Source organism: Actinoplanes cyaneus (assembly GCF_016862095.1).
GTDB classification, from domain to species: Bacteria; Actinomycetota; Actinomycetes; order Mycobacteriales; family Micromonosporaceae; genus Actinoplanes; species Actinoplanes cyaneus.
The window spans coordinates 68998-92927 of sequence record NZ_BOMH01000002.1; the positions used below are offsets into that span (position 1 = coordinate 68998).

Annotated in this window: 22 protein-coding genes and 2 pseudogenes; 13 read left to right on the forward strand and 11 right to left on the reverse strand. The window is 69.8% G+C overall.

The window, feature by feature from the left end:
* Positions 1-51 precede the first annotated feature (51 nt).
* On the forward strand, positions 52-1398 hold the full coding sequence (locus Acy02nite_RS01265; RefSeq protein ID WP_203737718.1) for an FAD-dependent oxidoreductase: 1347 nt from the start codon (positions 52-54) through the stop codon (positions 1396-1398).
* A gap of 89 nt (positions 1399-1487) precedes the next feature.
* Here the strand turns inward: Acy02nite_RS01265 and Acy02nite_RS01270 are convergent, their stop codons facing one another.
* The 4 genes from Acy02nite_RS01270 to Acy02nite_RS01285 all read right to left on the reverse strand — a co-directional run bounded on the left by Acy02nite_RS01270 (position 1488) and on the right by Acy02nite_RS01285 (position 5034).
* A complete protein-coding gene (locus tag Acy02nite_RS01270) occupies positions 1488-1691 on the reverse strand; it encodes a cold-shock protein (protein ID WP_203737720.1) in 204 nt (67 codons plus the stop codon).
* Between the two features lie 108 nt (positions 1692-1799).
* Positions 1800-2480: a class I SAM-dependent methyltransferase gene (locus Acy02nite_RS01275; RefSeq protein WP_203737721.1), complete on the reverse strand. Its 681-nt coding sequence runs from the start codon at positions 2478-2480 to the stop codon at positions 1800-1802.
* A gap of 133 nt (positions 2481-2613) precedes the next feature.
* A complete protein-coding gene (locus Acy02nite_RS01280) occupies positions 2614-3780 on the reverse strand; it encodes a class I SAM-dependent methyltransferase (protein WP_203737723.1) in 1167 nt (388 codons plus the stop codon).
* A 21-nt stretch (positions 3781-3801) separates the two neighbouring features.
* Complete coding sequence (locus Acy02nite_RS01285; protein ID WP_203737731.1) at positions 3802-5034, reverse strand: saccharopine dehydrogenase family protein; 1233 nt, start codon at positions 5032-5034, stop codon at positions 3802-3804.
* 114 nt (positions 5035-5148) lie between these two features.
* On the opposite strand from Acy02nite_RS01285, the gene Acy02nite_RS01290 reads away from it, so the two are divergent.
* From Acy02nite_RS01290 to Acy02nite_RS01315, 6 genes are all read left to right on the forward strand, one after another.
* Positions 5149-5847, forward strand: coding sequence for a TetR/AcrR family transcriptional regulator (locus Acy02nite_RS01290; protein WP_203737733.1), 699 nt, complete (start codon positions 5149-5151; stop codon positions 5845-5847).
* Positions 5848-6130: 283 nt separating this feature from the next.
* A complete protein-coding gene (locus tag Acy02nite_RS01295) occupies positions 6131-7147 on the forward strand; it encodes an endonuclease/exonuclease/phosphatase family protein (protein WP_239174039.1) in 1017 nt (338 codons plus the stop codon).
* Positions 7148-7238: 91 nt separating this feature from the next.
* Entirely contained in the window at positions 7239-9131 is a 1893-nt protein-coding gene (locus tag Acy02nite_RS01300) for an acyl-CoA dehydrogenase family protein (RefSeq protein ID WP_203737744.1), read from the forward strand.
* A 113-nt stretch (positions 9132-9244) separates the two neighbouring features.
* Positions 9245-10066 carry a CYTH domain-containing protein gene (locus tag Acy02nite_RS01305; protein WP_239174041.1) on the forward strand — a complete coding sequence of 274 codons (822 nt, stop codon included), beginning with the start codon at positions 9245-9247 and terminating at the stop codon, positions 10064-10066.
* Between the two features lie 520 nt (positions 10067-10586).
* A complete protein-coding gene (locus Acy02nite_RS01310) occupies positions 10587-11525 on the forward strand; it encodes an ATP-binding cassette domain-containing protein (protein WP_239174043.1) in 939 nt (312 codons plus the stop codon).
* Positions 11522-12280 carry an ABC transporter permease gene (locus tag Acy02nite_RS01315; RefSeq protein ID WP_203737753.1) on the forward strand — a complete coding sequence of 253 codons (759 nt, stop codon included), beginning with the start codon at positions 11522-11524 and terminating at the stop codon, positions 12278-12280. The genes Acy02nite_RS01310 and Acy02nite_RS01315 overlap by 4 nt, the downstream gene beginning before the upstream one ends.
* A 3-nt stretch (positions 12281-12283) precedes the next feature.
* On the opposite strand, the gene Acy02nite_RS01320 is transcribed toward Acy02nite_RS01315, so the two are convergent.
* From Acy02nite_RS01320 to Acy02nite_RS01350, 7 genes are all read right to left on the reverse strand, one after another.
* Entirely contained in the window at positions 12284-12937 is a 654-nt protein-coding gene (locus Acy02nite_RS01320) for a TetR/AcrR family transcriptional regulator (RefSeq protein ID WP_203737755.1), read from the reverse strand.
* Between the two features lie 234 nt (positions 12938-13171).
* Complete coding sequence (locus Acy02nite_RS01325) at positions 13172-14617, reverse strand: dienelactone hydrolase family protein (RefSeq protein WP_203737756.1); 1446 nt, start codon at positions 14615-14617, stop codon at positions 13172-13174.
* Positions 14618-14885: 268 nt separating this feature from the next.
* Positions 14886-15308: an SHOCT-like domain-containing protein gene (locus Acy02nite_RS01330; protein WP_203737758.1), complete on the reverse strand. Its 423-nt coding sequence runs from the start codon at positions 15306-15308 to the stop codon at positions 14886-14888.
* A gap of 50 nt (positions 15309-15358) precedes the next feature.
* Positions 15359-15616, reverse strand: coding sequence for a hypothetical protein (locus Acy02nite_RS01335; RefSeq protein ID WP_239174096.1), 258 nt, complete (start codon positions 15614-15616; stop codon positions 15359-15361).
* Positions 15616-15993 carry a DUF2089 domain-containing protein gene (locus Acy02nite_RS01340; protein ID WP_203737762.1) on the reverse strand — a complete coding sequence of 126 codons (378 nt, stop codon included), beginning with the start codon at positions 15991-15993 and terminating at the stop codon, positions 15616-15618. The genes Acy02nite_RS01335 and Acy02nite_RS01340 overlap by 1 nt, the downstream gene beginning before the upstream one ends.
* Before the next feature lie 68 nt (positions 15994-16061).
* Positions 16062-16298: a hypothetical protein gene (locus Acy02nite_RS01345; RefSeq protein WP_203737764.1), complete on the reverse strand. Its 237-nt coding sequence runs from the start codon at positions 16296-16298 to the stop codon at positions 16062-16064.
* Between the two features lie 62 nt (positions 16299-16360).
* The gene (locus Acy02nite_RS01350; RefSeq protein ID WP_203737766.1) at positions 16361-16636 is read right to left on the reverse strand and encodes a hypothetical protein; all 276 of its coding nucleotides are present in this window, start codon (positions 16634-16636) and stop codon (positions 16361-16363) included.
* Between the two features lie 432 nt (positions 16637-17068).
* Here Acy02nite_RS01350 and Acy02nite_RS46295 point away from each other — a divergent pair.
* The 6 genes and pseudogenes from Acy02nite_RS46295 to Acy02nite_RS01385 all read left to right on the forward strand — a co-directional run.
* Positions 17069-18008 (forward strand): annotated as a pseudogene (locus Acy02nite_RS46295) (TnsB C-terminal domain-containing protein); the annotation flags it as partial.
* Positions 18009-18077: 69 nt separating this feature from the next.
* A pseudogene (locus Acy02nite_RS01365) lies at positions 18078-18164 on the forward strand (helix-turn-helix domain-containing protein); the annotation flags it as partial.
* A 252-nt stretch (positions 18165-18416) separates the two neighbouring features.
* Positions 18417-18776 (forward strand): response regulator, encoded by a 360-nt coding sequence (locus Acy02nite_RS01370; RefSeq protein WP_203737772.1) that lies wholly within the window; start codon positions 18417-18419, stop codon positions 18774-18776.
* Positions 18773-20239 (forward strand): DUF7125 family protein, encoded by a 1467-nt coding sequence (locus tag Acy02nite_RS01375; protein ID WP_203737773.1) that lies wholly within the window; start codon positions 18773-18775, stop codon positions 20237-20239. The genes Acy02nite_RS01370 and Acy02nite_RS01375 overlap by 4 nt, the downstream gene beginning before the upstream one ends.
* A 414-nt stretch (positions 20240-20653) precedes the next feature.
* Complete coding sequence (locus Acy02nite_RS01380; RefSeq protein WP_203737775.1) at positions 20654-22279, forward strand: sensor histidine kinase; 1626 nt, start codon at positions 20654-20656, stop codon at positions 22277-22279.
* 646 nt (positions 22280-22925) lie between these two features.
* Positions 22926-23519: a recombinase family protein gene (locus Acy02nite_RS01385; protein WP_203737777.1), complete on the forward strand. Its 594-nt coding sequence runs from the start codon at positions 22926-22928 to the stop codon at positions 23517-23519.
* Positions 23520-23930: the final 411 nt, after the last annotated feature.

The following is a 23930-nucleotide window of genomic DNA, read 5'->3' on the forward strand; positions in this document are numbered from 1 at the left end:
ATCTTGGCTGAGCCGGATTCGCAGATACGAGTGAGTGAGGGATCGCGACCTATGGACCGCCCCCTGAGGGTTGCCGTCATCGGCGCCGGCCCGGCCGGCATCTACGCCGCTGACCACCTCATCAAGGCCAACCCGGACGTCACCGTCGACATCCTCGACAAGCTGCCCACGCCGTACGGCCTGATCCGCTACGGAGTGGCGCCCGACCACCCGCGGATCAAGGAGATCATCACCGCGCTCTTCCGGGTCCTGGACAACCCGCGGATCCGGTTCATCGGCAACGTGGCGTACGGCGTGGACGTCAAGCCGGAGGAGCTCAGCCGCTTCTACGACGCGACGATCATCTCGACCGGCGCCGAGAAGGACCGCGCGCTCGACATCCCCGGCATCGACCTGCAGGGCAGCTTCGGCGGCGCCGACTTCGCGTCGTGGTACAACGGCCACCCGGACGTGCCGCGCGAGTGGCCGCTGGACGCCAAGGAAGTCGCCGTCATCGGCGCCGGCAACGTCGCGATCGACGTGGCCCGGATCCTCGCCAAGACCGCCGACGAGCTACTGGTCACCGAGATCCCGGACAACGTCTACCAAGCGCTCAAGCAGAGCCCGGTCACCGACGTGCACCTGTTCTCCCGGCGTGGCCCGGCGCAGGTCAAGTTCACCCCGCAGGAGCTGCGCGAGCTCGACCACTCGCCGAACGTCGAGGTGATCGTCCACCCCGAGGGCATCGAGTTCGACGAGGGCAGCCTCGAGGCGATGCGGCAGACCCGGCACGTGAAGATGTGCGTGGACATCCTGCAGAACTGGGCCGTGCGTGACCCACGGGACCGCCCGCGCCGCCTGCACCTGTACTTCCTGCAGGCCCCGGTCGAGGTGCTCGGCGAGGACGGCAAGGTCGTCGGCCTGCGCACCGAGACGCAGGAGCTGACCGGCGACGGCTGGGTCCGCGGCACCGGCGAGTTCACCGACTGGAACGTGCAGGCCGTCTACCGCGCCGTCGGCTACCTGAGCAGCGCGCTGCCGGACCTGCCGTTCGACACCCGGACCGGCACCATCCCGCACGCCGCCGGACGGGTCCTCGACCTGGACGGCGAGCACATCCCCGGCATGTACGTGGCCGGCTGGATCAAGCGCGGCCCGGTCGGCCTGATCGGCCACACCAAGGGCTGCTCCGGCGAGACCGTCACCAGCCTGCTGGAGGACATGGACCGCTTGGAGAAGGCTCCGCGGCACGACCCCGCCGAGGTCATCGCCTACCTGGAGCAGCGCGGTCTGCCCTACACCACCTGGCAGGGCTGGCAGAAGCTGGACGCCCACGAGATCGCGCTGGGCGAGGCCCAGGGCCGCAAGCGGGTCAAGGTCGTCCCGCGCGACGAGATGACGACGATCGCCGGTCGCTGAACGCGAAAAATCCGCCCGCTGGGTCGTCTCACAGCGGGCGGATTTTCATCACTGTCATGTCACAGCGGGCGATCTCTCGCCCCGTCATGTCACAGCGGGCGGATGTTCTCCGCCTGGAGACCCTTCTGGCCCTGGGTGACCTGGAACTCCACCCGCTGGTTCTCCTCCAGGCTGCGGAAGCCGGAAGCCGCGATCGCGGAGAAGTGCGCGAACACGTCCGGGCCGCCGTCGTCCTGGGTGATGAAACCGAAGCCCTTGTCGCTGTTGAACCACTTGACGGTGCCGGTCGCCATGACCACTCCTTGTCGGTGTTCTCGAAAACACCTGTCTAAAAGCAAAACGCCTGCTGGGGTCAATACCCATCAGGCGCGTGACATCGTTACCCTAGCACGGGCCCGCGGTCAGCGGACCGAACCCAGCACCGAAACCTCGGTGATCCCGGCGTCCTGTGCCGCGCCCAGCCCGGTGATCCGATAGGCGCGCAGCACCTGCAGCCAGTGCTCCGGCACGTGCCCGCGACCCGGATCGCCGACCAGGACGGTCGCGCCGCGGGCGGTCGCGCGGCGCAGGAACACCGTCATCCGCGCGGCCAGGTCACGGTCGTAGAACGCGTCCCCCACCAGGATCACCTCGGCGTCACCACCGTCGCCACCGAGCAGGTCACCCTCGAGCAGGCGCAGGCTCACGGCGTTCGCGTCGGCGTTCATGGCCGCGGCCGCGCACGCGTACGGATCGATGTCGTTCGCGGTCACCACCGCCGCCCCGGCCCGGGCCGCGGCGATCGCCGCCACGCCGCCGCCGCACGCCACGTCGAGCACGCGGCGGCCGGCCACCAGCTCCGGATGGTCCAGCACATACCGCGCGACGGCCTGCCCACCGGCCCACGCGTTCGTCCAGAACGGGTGGAACGTCATGCCCGACTGGATCTCCAGCCGCGCCTCCAGCACGATCGCGTCGTCGGCGAGATGCAGGGAGATCTCCGGCACGAACGGCAGGCGCACCAGCCGCAGGCCGTCGTAGCCGTCGGCATCGGCCTCGGAGGTGAGGAAACGGGCAAGCAGGGTTCCGGAAGGGCTCGGCACGGCACGCTCCTGTCATGAGGGCCGCCACCGGGCACGAAAACGGCTGGACCCGACAGTACGCGACCGGACCGGCCCGCACCCGTCGACGGTGTCACACATGACACGTCCGGGTGGGAGCCGGCCCGGGAGCGCCTCAGGCCGTCTGCGCCGGGTTGTACTGCAACGTCCACCGGTACGCCTGGACCAGCCGGGTGTCGAAACCGGACGCCGACCCCCATAGGAAGATCCGGAAGCGGCGGTAGAGCTCCTCGCCCCACCGGGCCACGATCTCCTCGCGCCGGGCGTCGAGACGTTTCGCCCATTCCCGGCACGTCAGGTAGTAGTTGTGCCGGTCGTCCTGCACGCTGAGCAGGTCGAACGGGGACCGCGCGACCTGGTGCAGGTATTGGTGGAGCAGCAGTGGCGCCGAGCGGCCCGGGTACACGTACTGCTTGAAGAACGTCGACGCGATGTGCTTGCGCCGCATCGCCAGCGCGTCCAGGTAGACGCGCCCACCTGGTTTGAGCAACCGCGCGTACGTCCGGAGGGTCGCCGCGTAGTCCGGCAGGTGCTCGGTGACGCCCATGTTGACGATCGCGTCGAAGCGTTCCTCGGACCGGAACCGGAGAATGTGCTCCCGGACCACGGTGACCGGCAGCCTCTCCCTGGTGAACAGCTCCTTGAGGAACCTCTCCGACTCGGCCGCCAGGGTGACGGTGGTGACGTCGATGCCACGGCGGGCGGCGTGCTCGGAGAACGCGCCCCAGCCGCCGCCCACCTCGAGGACCCGGTCGCCCGGTTTCACCCCGAGGTCGTCGAGGGCGATGTCGAGCTTGCGGGTGACCGCGTCCTCCAGCGGCTCGTCGTCCCCGGCGAAGACGCCCTGGGTGTAGCAGCGGTGCCGCTCGTCGAGGAAGGTGAGGAAGAAGTCGGACTCCTCGTCGTAGTGCTGGGAGATGGCACGCCGGTCATGGCCGGTCCGGCCGTGCCACAGCGACGGCGCCCACCGGCCGGCGAACGCGACGGGATGGAGGTCGGAGAAGAACCTGCGCATGTCGAGTGCGGCGCCGAGGTCACCCTCGACGTCGAGATGCCCGCGCAGGTACGCCACGGCGACCTGCAACTGATCGAGGGACGCCAGTGCGTCGTGGCCCGCGTCGTCGCGGACCACGAAGCAGAATCTGGACGGGGCGGACTCGCTGACGCCGTACCGCAGAGTGGCGCCGTCGCGGGTCAGGATCTCGAAGGGAATCGGGGTGCGGTCACGGAAGAATTCGTCGTAACGCCGGCTGAAGACGTCGGCCAGAGAACGCCGCCTCATGCCGTGATCCTGCCACCACGATCAGGCCGCGATCAATGCGTTCTGCTCGCGCATCGCCCACGGCGAGCCGTACTCGGTGAGCAGGTCCAGGAACGGCCGCGGCGGGAACGCCTCCGGGCCGAGCACGCCGGTGCCGGTCCACACCCCCGTGGCGAGCAGTTCCAGCGCGACGACCGGGTTGATCGCGGTCTGCCAGACGACGGCCTGACTGCCGTACTCCCGCATCGACCACTCGTTGTCGACCACGTGATACAGGTAGACCTCGCGCGGCGCGCCGTCCTTGGTGCCGCGCACCCAGGTGCCGGCGCACGTCTTGCCCCGCATCCGCTCCCCCAGCTGCGCCGGGTCGGGCAGGCTGGCCGCGACCACGTCACGCGGGGAGACGGTCACCGGGCCGTCCGGGCCGGGCACGATCACGCCGTCGGTCCGGTCGAGCCCGATCTGGTGCAGGGTGCGCAGGGTCCGGATGAAGTCCTCGCCCAGGCCGTACTTGAACGTCACGCGGCGGGCGCCCACCCAGCGCGGGATCAGCAGCACCTCCTCGTGCTCCACGTTCACGCACTGGACCGGGCCGATGCCCTCCGGGAAGTCGAAGATCTCGGGCTCGCTGAACGGCGCCGTGGTGAACCAGCCACGGCCGGCCTCCCACACCACCGGCGGATTCAGGCACTCCTCGATGGTCGTCCAGATGTTGAACGACGGCGCGAACTCATAACCGTCGACGGTCAGATTCCCACCATCGCGTACGCCGATCTCGTCGATCTCGTCGAACAGCTCGTCGGCCGCGTAGCGGGCGAACACGTCGGAGAGTCCCGGCTCGACGCCCATGCCCACGAGGGCCAGCGCGCCCTTGCTCTCCCACACGGTCTGCTCGGCGAACTGCGCGTCGCCGAGCTTCACCCCGGTCTTCGAGTACGGCGCGTCGGGGTGCGGCCTGGACAGTGACATCGCCATGTCCAGGTAGGTCACCCCGGCCTCCTGCGCCGCCTCGAACAGCGACGTCACGAAGCGCGGGTCGGTGGCGTTGAGCAGCACGTCACAGCCGGCCCGGCGCAGCAGCGCGACGACGGCGCCCGGATCCGAGGCGTCCACCCGCTCGGCCCGGAAGCGGGGGTCACCGGCCGATGCCACCGCGGCTTGCGCCCGGCCCAGGTCGTAGTCGGCCACCACCATCTCGTCGAAGAACGGCCGCCGCGCCGCGATCCGGGTGATCGCCGTGCCGACGCCACCCGCACCCACCAGCAGGACACGCATGACCTGCTCCTTTCCTTGCCTTTCGCACCAGAGTCATCAGGGGCCCCGCACAGATCAAACTGTCCCGGACGGCGTAAGGTCAACTGTGTTGGCATAAGAGGGCGGAGGTGACCCGTGCCGAAAGCAGTGGTCAGCGAGGAGAGGCGACGCCGCCGGCGCCCCACCCGCAGCGGCACCGTGCTGTCCGAACAACTGATCGTCGATACGGCGTTACGCCTGCTCAGAGAGCACGGCAGCGCCGGGCTGAGCGCCCGCCGGCTGGGGCTCGCACTGGACTGCGACGCCAGTGCGCTCTATCGGTACTTCCGCGGCATGGACGATCTGACGCTGGCGATCGGGGACACCCTGATCGGGCAGGCGCTCGACGGATGGCGGCCGACCGGGGCGTGGCGCGAGGACCTGCGGCGGCTCGGCATGCGCATCCACGCGGCGTACGTCGCGCATCCGCAGGCCGCGGTGCTGACCACCAGCCGGGTCACGGGCCGGGCCAACGAGCTCGCGGCGGACGAGGCGGTGCTCGGCGTGCTGCGGACCGCCGGGCTGCCGGTCGCCGAGGCCGTCCGGGTGTACCACGCGTTCATCGACCAGACCCTCGCGTTCGCCGCCCTCGACGCGGCGTCGCTGGCGCTGCCCAACGCCGCGCTGCGCGCCGAGGACGAGGTGTGGCGGTCGACCTACGGCCACCTCCCGGCGTCCTCGCACCCGAACATCGCGGCGGCCGCTCCCCTGCTGGCCACCGAGATGGTCCGCAGTGCCTACCCGTCCGCCCTGGACCTGCTCCTGGACGCCGTGCAGGCACGACTGACGGCCTGATCTCGCCTCAGCGACGGCCGTTGCGCCGGCGGACCATCACCACGATCCCGGCGACCACGAGCAACAGGGGAAGAAAGAGCCCCCACATCAGCCATCCGTTCACCGGAACCCCTCACGCTCGGCGGAACCATCCCGGCAAGCGTCGAGCCCCGCCCGCGATGACGAATCATCCGCGCCGGGTGAAGGACGGCGTCACGGTGTTCACGCGGCGCGACGTCACCCGCCGGGGGCAACCTATCGATCATGGTGAGCGCGGCAGCGGCGTGGCGCTATGGTGGGGGCCGTGCCGATTCGCGGAGTCCGGCCTCTGGCCCTGCTGGCTCTCGCGCTCACCTGCCTTCCCGCGGCCGGCTGCGACCACGTGGTGGCGGCACCGGCCCCGAGCCCCTCCCCCGCGCGGACGGCGCCGGCGCCGAGTCAGTCCACACCGGTGAGCCTGGCCCCACCCCGGAGTCCCGCAGCGACGCCGAGCCCGGTCAGCTCCTCGGCTCTCGACCTGCTCACCGGGCCGGCTCGACCGTCCGACCTGGACGTCATGACGTTCAACCTCCGCTATGCCAGCGAAGCCGGCGCGAACACCTGGACGCAACGCCGGCCCGTGATGCGCGAGTTGCTCGACGACGAGCGACCGGACCTCATCGGCACTCAGGAGGGCTTCGCCACCCAGCTGCGCGACGTCGCCGCCGACCTCGGCCGCGACTACTCCTACCTCGGCCTGGGCCGGGACGGCGGTGACCGGGGCGAGCACATGGCGATCTTCTACGACACGACGCGACTGCGCGCCGTGGAGTCCGGCGACTTCTGGCTGTCCGAGACGCCGGAGGTCCCCGCGTCGACGAGCTGGGGGACGGCGCGCCCCCGCATGGTCACCTGGGCGCTCTTCGAGGACCCGCGGACCGGCAAGCGGTTCTACGCCGCCAACACGCACCTGGACAACGTCAGTGAGAACGCCCGCCGCCACGGCGCCGCGCTGATCGCCGGGCGGCTCGCCGTGTTCGAGCGGCTGCCGATCGTGCTGACCGGCGACTTCAACAGCCCGGCCACGGCGGTCAGCGAGGTCCACCGCACCCTGGTCGACCGGGCCGGCCTGCAGGACGTCTGGGCGACGGCCCCAGTGCGCGGCCCGGCCTACGCGACGATCCACAACTACGGGCCGCTGATCGCGGACGGCGAGCGTGACGACTGGATCCTGACGACGCGGGGCGTCACCGCGGTGGCGGCGCTGATGAACACGTACCGCCGTGCCGGCCGGTATCCCAGCGATCACCTTCCCGTCCAGGCACGCCTGCGCCTGCCCTGACGGCTGTCGATCATCGCGCAGGGCTACCAACCGGTAACACCCCGGCGTAGCGTGACGGCCAGGCACTTCCGACGTCGCCAGGGGTGAACCGATGACCACGACGCATGGGAAAGACGTCTCGGAGAAGCAGGCCCGCCAGGTGGCCGAGGCCGCCCGCGAGTCCGAGTGGCGAAAACCGAGTTTCGGCAAGGAGCTCTTCCTCGGCAAGTTCCGCCTCGACCTGATCGATCCGTGGCCCTCGGCGCCGCCCAGTCCCGAGGCCGACGATTTCCTGCGGAGGCTCGGCGCGTACGTCCGTGAGGGGCTGGACGGCGAGCAGATCGAGCGCGACGCCCGGATCCCGGACGAGGCGTTCCACGAGTTGGCCCGGCTGGGCGCGTTCGGCATGAAGATCGATCGCGAGTACGGCGGTCTCGGTCTGTCCAACCTGCACTACTGCAAGGCGCTCACGCTGATCGGCTCGGTCAGCCCCTCGACGGCCGCGCTGCTCTCCGCGCACCAGTCGATCGGGGTGCCGCAGCCGCTGAAACTGTTCGGCTCCGCCGTACAGAAGCAGGCCTTTCTGCCTCGCCTTGCCGGTGGCGAGGTGTCGGCGTTCCTGCTGACCGAGCCGGACGTCGGGTCCGACCCGGCGCGCCTGGGCACCGTCGCCGAGCCCGTCGACGGAGGTTTCCGCCTCAACGGCGTGAAGCTCTGGGCGACGAACGGGACCCTGGCCACGCTGCTGGTGGTGATGGCCCGGGTGCCGGAGAAGGGAATCACCGCGTTCGTGGTCGAGGGCGACTCGCCGGGGATCACCGTCGAGCGGCGCAATGCGTTCCTCGGGCTGCGCGGCCTGGAGAACAGCGTGACCCGCTTCCACGACGTGTTCGTGCCGGCGGAGAACGTGATCGGCGGGCTCGGCAAGGGCCTGCGCATCGCGCTGACCACACTGAACACCGGCCGGCTGTCGCTGCCGGCGATGTGCGTGGGTGTCGGCAAGCGGGCGCTGGCGATCGCGCGGGAGTGGTCGGCGGACCGGGTGCAGTGGGGACGGCCGGTCGGCAGCCACGAGGCGGTCGCGAAGAAACTCTCCTTCATCGCCGCGACGACGTACGCGATGGAGTCGATGCTCGACCTCTGCTGCCTGATCGCCGACGACGCGCGCAACGACATCCGGATCGAGGCGGCGCTGGTGAAACTCTTCGCCAGCGAGATGGGCTGGCAGATCGCCGACGAGCTGATCCAGATCCGGGGCGGGCGCGGCTACGAGACCGGCGATTCCCTGCGGGCCCGGGGCGAGCGCGGCGCGGAGGCCGAGCAGATGCTCCGCGACATGCGGATCAACCGGATCTTCGAGGGCTCGACCGAGATCATGCACCTGCTGATCGCGCGCGAGGCGGTCGACGCGCACCTGTCGGTCGCCGGCGACATCATCGACCCGGACGCCGATCTGGCCCGCAAGGCCCGGGCCGGGGCGCGCGCCGGGCGGTTCTACGCGCGCTGGCTGCCGACGCTGGCGGTCGGCAGGGGGCAGAACCCGGCCGAGTTCGCCGAGTTCGGGCCGCTCGCGGCGCATCTGCGGTACGTCGAGCGGGCGTCCCGCAAACTGGCGCGCTCGACGTTCTACGCGATGTCGCGCTGGCAGGGAAAGCTGGAACGCAAGCAGGGCTTCCTCGGCCGGATCGTCGACATCGGGGCCGAGCTGTTCGCCATGTCGGCCGCGTGCGTGCGCGCCGGCGCGTCGCAGCGGGCGCCCGAGCTGGAGCTGGCCGACCTGTTCTGCCGCCAGGCCCGGATCCGCGCCGAGGCGCTGTTCGCGGCGCTGTGGGACAACACGGACAGACTGGACGTGAAAGCGGCGAAACGGCTCCTCGACGGGCGGTACGCGTTCCTCGAGGAGGGTGTCGTGAATCCGGCGTCCGACGCCGCCTGGGTCGCCCCGTGGCAGCCCGGCCCGGCCACCACCGACGACGTCCGCAGGCGCATCTCCCCCGATCGGTAACACGCGCGTGCGGCATTGACGGAAACCACAGTGATCTTGAGGAGGGTTTCGGATAAGGTTGCCACTCGGTGAACTGAGGGTTAATCAGCAGGGAAACGGGGAGTCGGTCGAGCGTGCCAGCCAGAGATCGTGCGGAGTCGCGCGCGCGCCGCCCCGGCAATCGCCCCAGCACCAGGAACGTCGGCAAGTGGGGATACTGGGTGCCCCCGGTGGACCGCTCGGGCCGCACCCTGAAGCTCGCCGGCCAGGCCGAGCGCGTCGAGCTCAAGGTCGTCTCCAGCGAACGGGAGTGCCGCTCGCTGGAGATCGACCGCGCGCGGGCCCGGACCCGCCGGGTGTTCTTCCTGGACACGCCCGATCTCGCGCTCTACCGCCACGGCCTGGTCGTGCGGATCCGTGACCACGACGACCGCCCCGACGACGCGGTCGTCAAACTCCGGCCGATCGGCTCGCACACCGTGCCGAAATGGCTGCGCCGCAAGAACGCCCTCGAGGTGGAGATCGACGCCATGCCCGGGCAGCAGGTCTGCTCCGGCTCGCTGAAGGTCCGCCTCGGCCGCGGCGTCGTCGCCCGCACCTGGAACGCCGGGCGCCCGCTCGCCAAGCTGCTCGCCCAGCCGCAGCGCCGGCTGCTCGCCGCCTGCGGCCCGGACAGGTTGTCACTGAACGACCTGGTCGTCTTCGGGCCGGTCGAGGTCCGCAAGCACAAGCTCCAGCCGGCCGGCTTCGACCGTCAGCTCTGCGCGGAGAGGTGGGCGTTCCCGGACGGCTCCTCCGTCCTGGAGTTCTCGACCCGCTGCCCGATCGGCAAGGCCCCCGAGGTGGCCGCGCGCCTGACCGCGATCCTCAGCGCCCACGGCGTCTCGCCGTCGCAGGAGCAGGCCACCAAGACGGAGATGACCCTGCGTTACTCAGTGGCCGACTGGGCCGCCTGAGGCACCTGCGCGCCGGCCGGCTCCCGGCGGTGACCAGTCGCGCGCGGCCGCGACGAGGACCGACGGCCTCGACGCGGCTCGACCAGCCGAAACCGAAGATCAACGTCAAGTCTTCCTTGCCTGCCCTGCTGTGGTCCAGATCGTCGCTCCTGCGGGGACCCTCGCGGGCTGCGCAAGGCGCCGGGCGCCCAGAACGCTCAGCCCGCGAGGGCGGCGGATGCGGCTTCGCCCGTCGCTCAGCAGGCGCGGCTGAGCGCATCGAGACCGCCGCGGACGTCGCCACAGCCGACCCGGCCCACCCCCTGCGCGCCGCCGACGAGGCTGTGTGCGCCGCCAAAGCCCGCCGGCCGCAACCGCATCGTGGCTGGCTCGACCGGCTCGCATCCGACACCGAACACCGTCAACCAGTCCGATGAATCAGTGCATCGACCGCAGCGCGGCCGCACTCCTCGACGATGACATTCTCGAGTGGGACGGCATCCTCAGCCGCATCTCAGGATCAAAAAATACACTCGCCAGTGTGCTTTTGACGGGAACGACTGACACTACGGGCATCCGAGCCCTCAGCCTCACCAAGAACTACGGCCGCCGTACGGCGGTCAAGGAGCTCTCCTTCACCGCCGCACCCGGAGTGGTCACCGGTTTCCTGGGGCCGAACGGAGCCGGCAAGACCACCACGATGCGCATGCTGCTGGGCCTGACCAGACCGAGCAGCGGCACCATCACCATCGGCGGCCGGCCCCTCGCCCGGCTCGACAACCCGGCGCGCGAGGTCGGCGCGCTCCTGGACGCCCGTGCCACCCACCCGCAACGGACGGCGTTCCATCACCTTCTCGCCTTCGCCCAGACCATGGGTCTGGGCCGCGGACGGGTCGACGAGGTCCTCGGCCTGGTCGGGCTCTCGCAGGTCGCGGGACGCCGGACCGGCGAGTTCTCCCTGGGGATGAATCAGCGGCTGGGCATCGCCACGGCACTGCTCGGCGACCCCGAGGTCCTGGTGCTCGACGAGCCACTCAACGGCCTGGATCCGGAAGGCATCCGCTGGGCGCGGACGTTCCTGCGCGACCTGGCGCGCGAGGGCCGGACCGTCCTGTTCTCCAGCCATCTCATGTCGGAGATGGAACTGACCGCGGACGACCTCGTCGTCGTCGGGCAGGGGCGGCTGATCGCCGAGTCCAGCCTCGACGAGTTCGTCCGGGCCAACACCGTCCAGGCGGTCACCGTGCGTGCCGCGGCACCTGATGAGCTGGCCCGCGCGCTGACCCGCGCCGGGACCGGCGTCAGCGTCCAGCCCGACGCAGCCCTGCTGGTGACCGGCACCGACACCGCCACCGTCGGCCGGATCGCGGCAGCACAGGGAATCGCCCTCATCGAGCTGGCACCGGTCCGCGAATCGCTGGAGGACGTCTTCCTGCGCCTCACCGACGACGCCACCGAATACGAAGGACAGCCGGCATGAATCTCCTGCGTTCCGAATGGACCAAGCTGCGCAGCGTCCGCAGCACCTGGCTCGCGGCGCTCAGCGCCGTCGTGGCCGGCGTCGCCCTCAGCGTTCTCGGCGTCTCCGACTTGCTCGGCACGTCCTCCGCCGACCTGCCGCCGCGCTGGGACCCGACCGCGGAAAGCCTGAAGGGCTTCCTGTTCGCCCAGCTCATCATCGGCATGATCGGCGCACTCAGCGTCACCGCCGAACACGGCACCGGCATGATCGGTACGAGCCTGGTCTTCGTGCCGTCCCGGTCGCGGCTGCTTGCCGCCAAGGCCGTCGTCGTCGCCGGCCTGACGTTGCTGATCAGCGCTCTCACGACGGTGCTGAGCTTCACCGCCGTCCAGGTAATGCTGGGCAGCTCGGGACTTCCCGTGGCCGGCCCCGGCGATCCGGGCGTCGCCCGCGCGCTCGCCGCAGGCACGCTCTACCTGGCCCTGATCGGGCTTGTCGGACTGGCCGTCGGCTCCCTGCTCCGATCGGCCACCCAGAGCCTGGCCGTGCTGGTCGGCATACTGCTGCTCGTACCCGCGCTCGGCCCGGGGTTACCCGGCGCCGTGGGTGACTGGTTCGCCCGGTTCTGGCCGATAACCGCCGGTCAGGCGGCCTACGCGGTGGTTCCGGGCGCCGGCACGCTTGCCCCGGGCCCGGGCATTCTGATCCTGGCCGTCGCCGCTGCGGGGATCACCGCCGCCAGCCATGTAGCGTTCCGGCTGCGCGACATCTGAGCCTCAGCGGTAGGCGCGGAGAAAAGCGTCCACGCCGTCGGCGATGATCTGCTCGGCGACCGCCGAGGGCGACCCGTCCCCGGCGGCCTCGCCCTCGTCCAGACGGTCGGCAGTGGCTTCTTGGGCTGAACGGATCGTCAGCGCGGTGAAGTGCCGCGCCGCAACGCCCGGGTCGGATGCCCGCAGCGCACCCTGCGCCGCCAGTTCGGCGAACCGCTCCGCCAGCATCTGTTCCGGGCGATCACGGACCGCCGCGGGAAGCCGGGGCACCGGCCGTTGCCGCGACGTCAGCCGGTGGAAGGCCGAGTAGTCCGACGACGCGAAAGCCCGGTCGACGATGCGGTGCCCGAAGCCGAGCAACGCCTCGCGGAGATCACGGCCGGGGGCCAGCTCCTCGTCGATCGCCGTCCGGACGGTGCCCACCAGCGCGTCGGTCACCCGCTGCAGCACCCGCAGAAAAATCGTCTCCTTGTCGCCGAAGTGGTCATAGACGGTCCGCTTCGACACCTGGGCGCGTGCGGCGATGGCGTCGACAGTCGTGCCCTCATACCCCTCGGCGAGGAACAGAGCCTGGGCCGCGTCGAGAACGGCGGCCTGCTTGCCCTCCGAGCGCCGGCGGCGACCTGGGGTCTGCACCTCCGCGATCGCCCTGGCCACGGCGGCCAGCTTACGCCGCCCCATCAGGTTCGAACGGCCCACGCCCGAGGCGCCGACACCCTCGGAGCCGATCGGCCTTCCAGCAGAGCCACTGCCCTGGGCTCTGTTTCGCGAGACACCACCGAACGTCTTCTTCGCACCACCAGGGGCTCGTGATGGCGGGTGACAGTCACGAGTGACGGCTCAAGGCGGCCTTGGCCGAGGCCGATCGGTACGACCGGCCGCGGCACGGCCTCAGGGGCCGGCGAGGGGCAGGGTGAGCGCCAGCGGCCACGCCACGACGACGGCGCCGGTCACGGCGATTGCCCAGGTGGGCGCGGCGAAGCGGTGCAGGAACGCGCTCCACAGCGCCTGCCAGAGCAGCAGCCCGATCAGCGGGACCAGCACGAGCAGCACAAAACCGCTGGTCAGTCCGGTGACGGCCGCAGCAACCAGGACGACCACGAAGACCGCCGCGATCGGCACGAGGTTGAGGGCGACGCCGCCGGAAAGCTTCTCCGAACCGTAGGCGAGTACGGCGAACGCCGCCCAGACGATCACCAGCAGCCACCAGCGATCGCCGGCCGGCCAGGCGTGGGTCATTCCCCAGTGCACCGGTACGGCGATCGAGGTGATCGCGTACGCAACGGCCAGCAGCAACCGGGGACTACCGGTCGCCGACTCGGGCTGATACGCGGAACGCCTGCTCGCGTACGCGAAAAGCAACGCCCCGGTGACCGTCGCATAGCCGACGACGTACCCGGCGATCGCCAGTGGCAGCCGAGTCGAGGGCAACAACCGAGCGAACACCGCCCCGATGACCGCCGCCACCACCGTCACTCCTGCGATCCGAGCCGTCCTGCGCCACGAGGAGCCGGAGCACCGCGGCCACGGGCGGGCGGCCGTGCCGGACAGCCAGGCCACGAGCGGATGGAAACCGAGCAGGAACGCCAGCATCAGCAGAACCGTGCCGATCAGACGCCGGGCGGGAAACGGGATCGCATGGTCGTTGCGTGCCCCACCGAACGCGTCGTCCAACCACTTCACCATCTGCCGGTGCGTTTCCGGGGCGTACAGAATGGTGATGTGCTCGACGCCGGGGATGATCCGGAGCGCGCGGTCGCCGTGGCCGGCCGCCACACTGCCGGCGACCGATCGGAAGGCGGGGAACTCCAGCGCGCCGGCCATGGTGAGCAGTCGCGCGGGCCGGCCGGCTGACGCGTCGGCCGCGTCCGGCAGAGAGATCGCCACGGTCGCGGTCACCTCGGGGTGGGCGCCCGCGTACCGAGTGACGGCGCCGGCACCCATCGAGTGCCCTACCAGCGCGACCTTCGACGCGTCGACGTCCGACAAGGATCGCAGGTGGGCCAGTGCCACATCGAGATCGTGCTGCAGGATCCCGGTGGAGTCCTGGTTCGGAAGCCGCCTGGTGCTGGCACCGTGCCCGGCGAAGTCGAGCAGGACGACGACGTAGCCGCGGGCCGCCAGGGTGTCGCCGAACGGAGCCATCAGCTTCGCCGACCCGGCGTAGCCGTGCGCGACGACGACGCCGGGATGCCGGCCGCTCACGGCCGGATGCACCTCGTCGAGCGGAACACCGGCCGACGTGACATGCGCGTGACGCAGGCCGTGCCCGGCCCCGGCGATCAGCCAGCTGCCGCCGGCCGCGAGGAGGAGCAGAACGAACAGAAGACGTTTCACGGACTCTCCCCCGCTCCGGCTCCGTCAACTCTTTCCCTCCGAAGACGGACGACGAAGGAGAGGATCACACATGGACGCCACTGCGATACTCCTGCGGTCGCGCGAACAGCGCGGCGAGCGCGGTGGGTGGGCCGGCACCCCGGCGGGCGTCACGACTCCACCGTGACGCCCGCCGGGGCGTGGTTAGACTTCCGGGTGGCAGTTCGACTGTGCGTCACGAGCGATCGCGGCGCGGCTCCGGGAAGGTGTTGCAGCACCTTTCCGGAGCTCAGTCACAGAAGACCCGCACCTTCGCGTCGGGCTGGTCGACCTCGACGGTCATGTCACCGAGGTGTTCCACCAGCTCCTCCAGCTGCTCGGGCTTGAGCTGGGTCAGGTCGAACGGGATCCCGTTCTTGCCGAGCTCCTCGTTCGCCTTCACCAGCGCCTGCGGCGGGATGAGCGCGGCCAGCCGCACCCCGGCCCGCAGCAGCTGCAGCGGCACCCGCACGTTCACGCGGCCCGGCTCGCCGCCCTCCGTGGTGTCCACCTCGACCCGCAGATACTTCGGTTTGCCCGCCGGCCGCAGGTCGGACGCGGTGGCCACGGACGGCCGCCCCCGGTCGAGCGCGGCGATCAACTGGTCCGCCTCCTCCGCGGTGATCTTGCCCTCGGCCAGCATGTCGAGGATGTCCCTGCGTTGTTCGGTCATGTTTCTCTCCTTGTCGGATGGTGACGAGCCCCGTCGGATGGTGACGAGCCCTATCGGATGGTGACGAGCACGGCCGAACGCCCCTCGTGGACGTCGACCCGGGTGCCGGACAGGGCGCAGAAGAACCGCCATCCCGTGACGAAGGCCTGCAGCACCGAGATGCGGTAGACCACGCACGCGACGACCGCCACCAGCGCGGCCAGCATCAGGAGCGGCGAGAACACCAGTGCCACCGGCAGCACCGGCAGCCAGAACCGGATCAGGCGACGCGACGGGCGCTGCACCCGGACGGTCACCAACTGCGGCATCACGCGCCGCCACCCAGCTCGGCGAGCGCCTGCTGCGCGGTGATCTCGCCGCGCCGCAACCGGTCGATGACCTCGGCCCGCGGCGGTGCCGGATCCGTCTCGACGAAGTCGAGCTTCTGGGAGATCCGGTTCAGCCGGGACTTGATCGTCGGGTAGCTGACCCCGAAGATCCGCTCCATCTCCTTGATGGAGCCGTGACACCGCACGAACGCCGTCACGAACACCTGGTCCTCGACGCTGAGCTGAGCCAGCTGCGGCGGCTCGAACCCACCCTCGATGGCGACGCCGTTGTCGGCCAGGCGCACCCGCTCGACCACGAACGGCTTGCCCCTGGTCAGATTCGTCAGCTCCTGCCAGTCCATTGCCCGCTCTGTCATAACTAAAGTTATAGACCACGACAGTATTGATTTTCTACAAGTTGATCTTAAATTTATTAATCTCAGGGTCAACTCAGGGTCAGGCCACGGTGAACTCGCACCACGGCGACCATCCGTCGGCCGGGATCCAGGGCGGCTTGCGGCAGCACTTCGATCGCGTACAGGCGCTCTCCCGCGGTTGCAAGCTCTCTGCGGATGGGGTCCAGAACCACGGTGGCCGTCGCGCCCCGCGCCAGGACGAAGCGGGTGTGCACACGCAGCTCGTCGACCGGCACCACGTTCTGCGCGCGGCGGGCGACGAGCAATGCATGGTGCTCGAGTTCCAGGACAGCTTGGCGCCACCTGGTCGACGCCGAAGCCGAGCGCGTCAGCGAGCCGTTCGAGGGTCGTCGGCGCGTACGGCGAGCCGCAACAGCACCGCGGCCGACTCCTCCAGGCGCTCGTCGACGACCGGACGCGGGGCCGCAGGCGCGCTCACAGCAAGCAGCTGCGCCTGTGCGATCGCGCCGGCGAGCGCCTGCCTGATCCGGTCGGCGTGCCAGAACTCGATCGTGCCGTCTGTCAGCTGGGTTCGCAGTTCCTCCAGCGCGCTCTCCCAGCCGGCCGCGGACCGCGGGTACCGGTCGCGGACGACACGCTCCACGACCCGCTCGGCAGGTTCGGTCCGGACGATCCCAGTATCGAGATCGGCTTGCAGACGACGGCTGGCCGTGCGTGCCTCATACGCCCGCTGCCGGCACGCACGGCCGCGGCAATAGCGCAGCAACCGGCCCGTGGCGTTCTGCCGCACCGCCTCACCGCACCCACTCACACGGGGTCTGCAGCGGCCGCTCGGACACAATCATGCGGCAAACCGTACGTCACTGACATTCGAAGAACACCGTGAATGCCAAGGGGTGTACTGCGGACAAGTGCAGGCTGGTGCGAGATCTGCCATCTCGTTGTCAGCGGCCGCCGCTTGAGTGACAGCAGATCTGCCGCGAGCGTGTCAGCAGGTATCGGAGTTCGAGCGCCCTTACATTGATCGGGGCCGCTGACTGGCCTGGGTGGGGTGTTCGTGGGAGAGGGCTGCGGCATGGCGGGCTCGGACCGGCGGGTGTTGCGCGACGCCGCGGTACGTCGGCTCGTCGGGCTGGCGAAGGCCGGGCCGCTGTCGCGGGAGCAGGTCGCGCTGGTGGCGCAGGGCTTGGGTGTTTCCGAGCGGACGGTGTGGCGGTGGCTTGCCCACGTGGCGGGGCGAGCGCCGTCGTCGGAGCGGGCGCGGTTCACGCTGGATGCCGCGCTGCGGCAGCGGCTGGCGTTCTGGCGCGGCAACGTCGCTGCGGTGCACTGGGAGCTGACCGCGACCGCTGCGGCTGGTGGGCCGCCGGCGCCGAGCCTGCGGACGTTGCACCGGGCGGTGGATGCCGCGTTGAGTCCCGGTGAGCTGGCTGGGGTTGCGTAGGGGCGAGCACGCAGCCCGGGCGTACGACGTGTTCATGCAGCGGCCGGCGACGCATCGCAATCCGCGATCCGGGTGACCGCCGTGCCGACGCCGCCCGCACCCAGGCGTGGGAGGCCGACCATGTCGAGGCGCCGGTGGAGGTCGACATCGACGGGCGGTTGGTGAAGCCGTGGGTGACCTGGTTCGTCGACACTGCGGCGAACATCGTGTTAGGTACCGCGGTGACCCCCGGGGGGCGCCAAGCCGGGAGAGCATCCTGGCGGCGCTGCGCGCGGCGATCAGCATGGAGGAGCCGTACGGCCCGGCCGGTGGGCTGCCGCAGGTGATCCGGATCGATCGGGGGCAAGGACTTCCTGTCGGGCACCGTCGCTGCGGCGTGCGCGGTGTTCGCGGTCCGGATCGCGGATCTGCCCGGGTACACGCCGCATTTGAAGGCTCGGTGGAGACGCTCAACGGCGCGGCGAAGCCGATGTTCTCCGCCGGGCTGCCGCGCTACACCCAGGCACCGCGGCTGGCCAACCGTCGGCCGGCGGACCCGGACGCGCCGCCGTTGCGGTTCGAGGCGTTCGTCGACGTGCGGAAGACCAATGGGTCTGTGGGCTCCTAGACCAACTACCCCCGAGCAACGCCGCGTGATGGAAGTTACGGCTTCATTCACCGTGTCCTCACCGAGTCCGGAGTCCAACTGCGGCAGCGTGGCGGCGCGAGACGGCGGAAGAAGGCTTAACGGGGACGGCGCGAGGACCGGAAGAGCACGGTAGCCGGGCGTGCTGGTAGCCGGCGCGCTGCAGCTGGGCCGCTCCCCACTGGGCTGCCTGGGGTGATCCTTTCGCCGCTTGCCCACAGGAGGGCGTCCGCTAGGGCAACCTTCACCGGATGGGATTCCTCGCGAATATGTCCATTAAAAAACGCTTGCTCCCTTATATCCTGGTCGGTGGTGGGGGCCACGGAGGCTGCCTTGGCGCACGGGTGGGGCTCGGTGGGCAGGATTCTGGTGGTCGATGATGAGCCGGATCTGCTGTTCATCCTGCGGCGGGTCTTCACCCGTGCCGGTCACGAGGTCACCGAGGCAGACAACGGTGCCGCCGCGCTGGCAGCGGTGCAGCAGTCGCCACCGGATCTGGTGGTCACCGACATCATGATGCCGGTGATGAGCGGCGTTGAACTCATCCGGGCGCTGCGGGCCGATCCGGCGACCGCGGCGATTCCGATCCTGTCGGTCAGCGGCGACTGGCAGCTGGCGGTCGACGCCGACGCCGCGCTGGCCAAGCCCTATCAGTGCAAAGAAATACTCACTGTGGCCGAAGGTCTGCTGCGGGAAGGACGGGGCACAAGATGAAGCGGCTGACGACCGGGCTGCCGGACCTGGATTTGATCCTCGGCGGTGGCCTGCGACCTGGTTCGGTGGTGGTCCTGGCCGGGCCGCCGGGTGCGGGCAAGACGATCCTGGCACAGCAGATCTGTTTCGCCAACGCCACCGTGGAGCACAAGGCCGTCTACTACACGACCCTGTCGGAACCGCATTCCAAGCTGGTGGAGCACCTGCAGGGATTTCCGTTCTTCGAGGCTGCCGCCCTGGGGCCGAAGGTCGAGTACGTGCACCTGGGCAACATGCTGCGTGGCACCAGCGCGAACGATCTCGAACCGATGATCAACGAGGTGGTCCGCAAGTCCCTTGACGATCAGCCGGTGCTGGTGGTGATCGACAGCGTCAAGATGCTGCGCGACTTCGTCAGCGACCACGCCCTGCGGATGGCGCTCTACGACCTGACCAGCCGCGTCGCGCACAGCAAAGCCGTCCTGCTGCTGCTGGGCGAGTACACCCCCAAGGAGATGAAGAGCGGGGCGGAGTTCTCCCTGGCCGACGGTGTCCTCCAGCTATCACACAAGCGCCGCGACCCGGTCGACCGGCGCGGCCTGCGGGTGATCAAGATGCGCGGCGCCTCCCATCTGGGCGGCGCCCACACGGTGCACATCACCGACGACGGTTTCCAGGTGTATCCACGCGTCGAGTCGTTTCTCACGGCAGAGGTGCCCCCGACCAGCGGGCGAATCCCCACCGGGATCCCCGGCCTGGACGCGTTGATGGCCGGTGGCATACCGGAAAGTGACGCCACCCTCGTCCTGGGACCCTCCGGCGCGGGTAAGACCATCGGCTGTCTGCGTTTCGTCGCCGAAGGCCTGGCCCGAGGCGAGCGATGCCTCTACATCACCTTCCAGGACACCGCAGATCAGCTCGTCGGCATGGCCGGCAAGTTCGGGTGGGACTTCGCCACCGCCCGCACCAGCGGTCAGCTGGGCATCTCTCACGTGCCGGTCGGCAACCTCGACCTCGACGTCGTAACCTCAGTGATCCGCCACGGCCTCGCCGACGGCGCCACGACCCGCATCGTGATCGACAGCCTCGCCGAAATGGTCCAGGCCGCCCGGGAAACCCACCGGTTCCCCGCCTACCTACGCAGCATCATCGGCGTCATCCGCGCCGCCGGCGCCAACCTCTGGGTCACCAGCGAGACCCGCACGTTCGGACCCATGGAAGAACCCCTGGCCGGGCTCATGTTCCTGTTCTACAACGTGCTCCAGATCCGCTACATCGAACACTGCACCGACACCGGCCGGACCATCAACGTGTTCAAGATGCGCAACAGCCACCACGACAACAGCATGTACGCCTGCCACATCACCGACGACGGCGTCACCGTCGGCGACAAAATCGACCACCTCACCGGAATACTCGGCTGGAGCGTCCTACGCGACTGCCCCACCACCTCAGGACACGACCAGACCCAAGCACCGGGCTGAACACCGCATCGGTACCGACGCCCTACCCGGCGGCTCGCCTAAGCCCCGGGAGCCCTGGACCCCTCTCTACCAACATGCCTGGTGTCGAAGATGGCGATCGGCGTGGCTGCGTCCACGGGTGAGGCGGACGCGGCAATGGTGCTGACGACAGGCCGGCTCGCGCAGGAACGTGACCGGCTTGTCGACGAGCGGCAGCAACGCGCCAGTGAGCACCACCGGTGGGAGGACATCGGGAGGACGTGGCCGACGCCCGTGAAACGTGCTCTCGGATCAACCGGCTCCAGATGGTAAACCAATGCATCCGTTGCCAGACTGAGTATCGGACATTACGGGTACGCTGAGCGTGACAGCGTCGATCGATCGCCTTCCGGGCATGGCGCGGCCACCAGCCGAGACCCCTGCTGGGGGTGTGTGATGACGCACGACGCATCCGAGAAGGTCAATGAGACCGCCGGTGTGGTGGGGCAGGCGCAGGCCGTGCTCGCGGTGGCGCTGCAGGCGTATATCGCCATCGACACCGACGGCCGGGTGAAGGGCTGGAACCCCGCCGCCGAGCGGATTTTCGGCTATACCCCCGCGCAAGCCTGTAAACGCGATGTCGCCGATCTGATCGTCCCGGCCCGGTTGCGTGACGCGCACCGCGCCGGCCTGGCCCGCCTCGTCGTCGGTGGCCCCGGGCGGCGGCTGGGGCAGCAGATGCAGCTGAGCGCGTTGCACCGCGACGGCCACGAGTTCCCGATCGAGCTTGCCCTGACCGTCACCGAGGAACCGGGTGGGCGGATGTTCCATGCCTTCGCCCACGACGTCACCACCGCGCGCCGGGCCGCCCGGTTTGCCGACATCGAAGCCGCCATCGCCCTGGGAATGGCCGAGGCCGACTCCAGCACGGTCGCCGCGCGGCGGGTGGTTGACGCCCTGGGCGTGAAGATGGGCTGGGCGGTCGTGGAGCTGTGGCTGGTCGACGAGGACCGGCAGCTGCTGACCTGCGCGGCCCGGCACACCGAACCGGGTCGGCGGCTGGGTGACTTCGCCCTCAGCGACCTGGAGTTCGGGGTGGCGCTGCCCGGCCGGGTCTGCGCCGACGGCGCGGCGCGGTGGATTCCTGACCTGTCGGCTGACGGGGCGTCGCTGCGCAGCGTCGCCGCCGCCCGCCTCGGGCTGCACGTCGCCGTCGGCGTGCCGCTGTCCACCGGCCGGCACACCCTGGGCGCGTTGTGTGTGTACGGCGACCGCGTCGAGGACCCCGAGGACACCGTGCTCGGGCTGCTCAGCGGGTTGGCCGCGCACGTCGGGCAGTACCTCGAACGCCGCCGGGCCGAAGAACTCACCGTGGAACTGGCCCGCACCAAAGACGAATTCCTCGCCATGGTCACGCACGAACTCCGCAACCCGCTGGCGGTGATCGCCAGCACCGTCTCGCTGTTCGGCGAGGAACTCGACGACCTCACCGGTGAGCAGCAACGCCAATACCTGCGCGTCATCGCCCGCAGCTCCCAGCGGCTGTCGGTGATGGCCGAAGACCTCCTCGACCTGGCCAGCCTGGAATCCGGGCACCTGGCCGTCGACCTGGTCGACACCGACCTGTGCGCCATCATCACCGAAGCCGTCCACACGAACACCACCCCGGTCGCCGCGAAGCAGCTCACCATGACCGCCCATCTGCCCGACCGCCTGGATCTGCACGCCGACCCGTCCCGGCTGCGTCAGGTCGCTGACAACCTGCTGTCCAACGCCATCAAGTACACCCCGGCCGGTGGCACGATCACCGTCACCGCCGGCCTCGACGACACCGGTCAGAAGATCGTCTGGACGGTCGCCGACACCGGTATCGGCATCCCCCGCGCCGAACGGCCCCGGCTGTTCCGCCGCTTCTACCGCGCCTCCACCGCCCTGAACAAACGCATCCCCGGCTGCGGTCTCGGCCTGGTCATCATCCGCACCATCGTCGAACGCCACCGCGGCACCATCACCCTGGGCGAACATGCGGGCCCAGGCACCACCTTCGTGATACGCCTGCCCACCAGCGCACCCACCGGCTGACCGGTCAATCCCCTCGGCACGCGCGCCGCTGGTGAGCCCATCTGCCCGGTGCGCCCCGGGCCCGGCACGGACCGGGCCTGAGCGAACCAACCCGCAATCGCCGAGGTTCGGGACGACGATGGGGTCGTGGGCCTGCCAAGGAAACCGGACCGAGGTCAACTCCAACCCGCGCTGCCGCGCCTCGGCCACCATCGCGGCCGCCGCGGTCTGCTCCGGCGACAGCCTTCGGCTCTCGCCCCCGGGGCTTCTTCCGTGGACTCAACGATCCTCGAAGTCATTACTCAGTGCCCATCCCACGGTCTCAAATCCGGCGAATCGGGCCAGAAACACCGTTGTCCGTGGTACAGCCCCGAAGCCTTGGGCGGACGCGGGTGTGGTTGGCCCGGTGCAACGCGGTCGCGTCGTCGGCCCACGCCTGCACCGGCGTCCACTCTGCGTCCGGGATCGGCCGCTCGTCCTGCCGGACCGACAGCGAGCAGTGCCACACCGTCTTGTCCTCACCGACCGACCCGGCAGCGATAGGGGAACGTTCAACGGACGCCGGGCGTCACGACTCACCGATGGCATCGGCCGGCGCCTTGCGCGTCTCAAATGAGGTGTCCGGAGATTTGTCCGGTGAGCGGGGGTCATCCGTTACGCTTGCTGGGTGACCGCCGCGCTGATCGGGTACGCCCGCTGTTCCACCGTCGCGCAGGACCTCGAAGCGAACCGGCAGATCCTGCTGGACCTCGGCGTGAGTACCGATCAGATCTACCTCGACCGCGGCTACTCCGGCACCAACCGCGCCCGGCCAGCACTTGATCAAGCGGTGGCCGCCGTCCGGCCCGGCGACACCCTGGTGGTTCCCAAGCTCGACCGGTTGGCCCGATCCGTGCCTGACGCCCGGCAGATCGCTGACTCGCTCGCGGCCCGCCGGGTCCGGCTGCAGCTGGGCACGATGATCTACGACCCGACCGACCCGATGGGCAAGACGTTCTTCAACATCTTGGCGACTTTCGCCGAGTTCGAGGTTGACCTGCTGCGCCTGCGCACCCGCGAAGGCATGGCCGTCGCCAAAGCCAAGGGCAAGCTCAAGGGTCGCGTGCCGAAACTGTCCCCCACCCGGCAGGCGCACCTGCTCAAGCTGCACGCCGCCGGCGAGCACACCATCGCCGAACTGGCCGAGTTGTTCGAGGTCTCCCGGCCGACGGTGTACCGGGCCCTCGACCGCGCCGCCGCGAGCGCCGAACCGGCGGCGTGATCGGCCGCACTGATCATTGCGTCAGCGGCGCCGGGCGGTTCCGCGCGTTCGGCGGCGCCCGGGCTTACCCCACCGTGCGCGAACAACGCCTGCCCACGGTCCCCGCCGCCCTGCGCCGCGATGCCGACAGCGCTGTCACGCAACGACAGGTGGCGACCGACCTGCAGGGTCGTGCAGATCGGCGGAGCACTAGGCACGACCACACTGTGACGCCGCGTTACGGAGCATGTAACGTTTAGGCCCCCTTTTTCGGACAACGCGTCGAACGCTTCCGTCGGAGCGCTGTTTATACAGTTCAGACGGTAACGGGATGCCCCACGCATGTGTCCGTCGAGGGCCCGCTTATCGTACGGTCGGAGTACGCTAGAGCTTGACAGCGTCGATCGACCGCCTTCCGGGCATGGCGCGGCC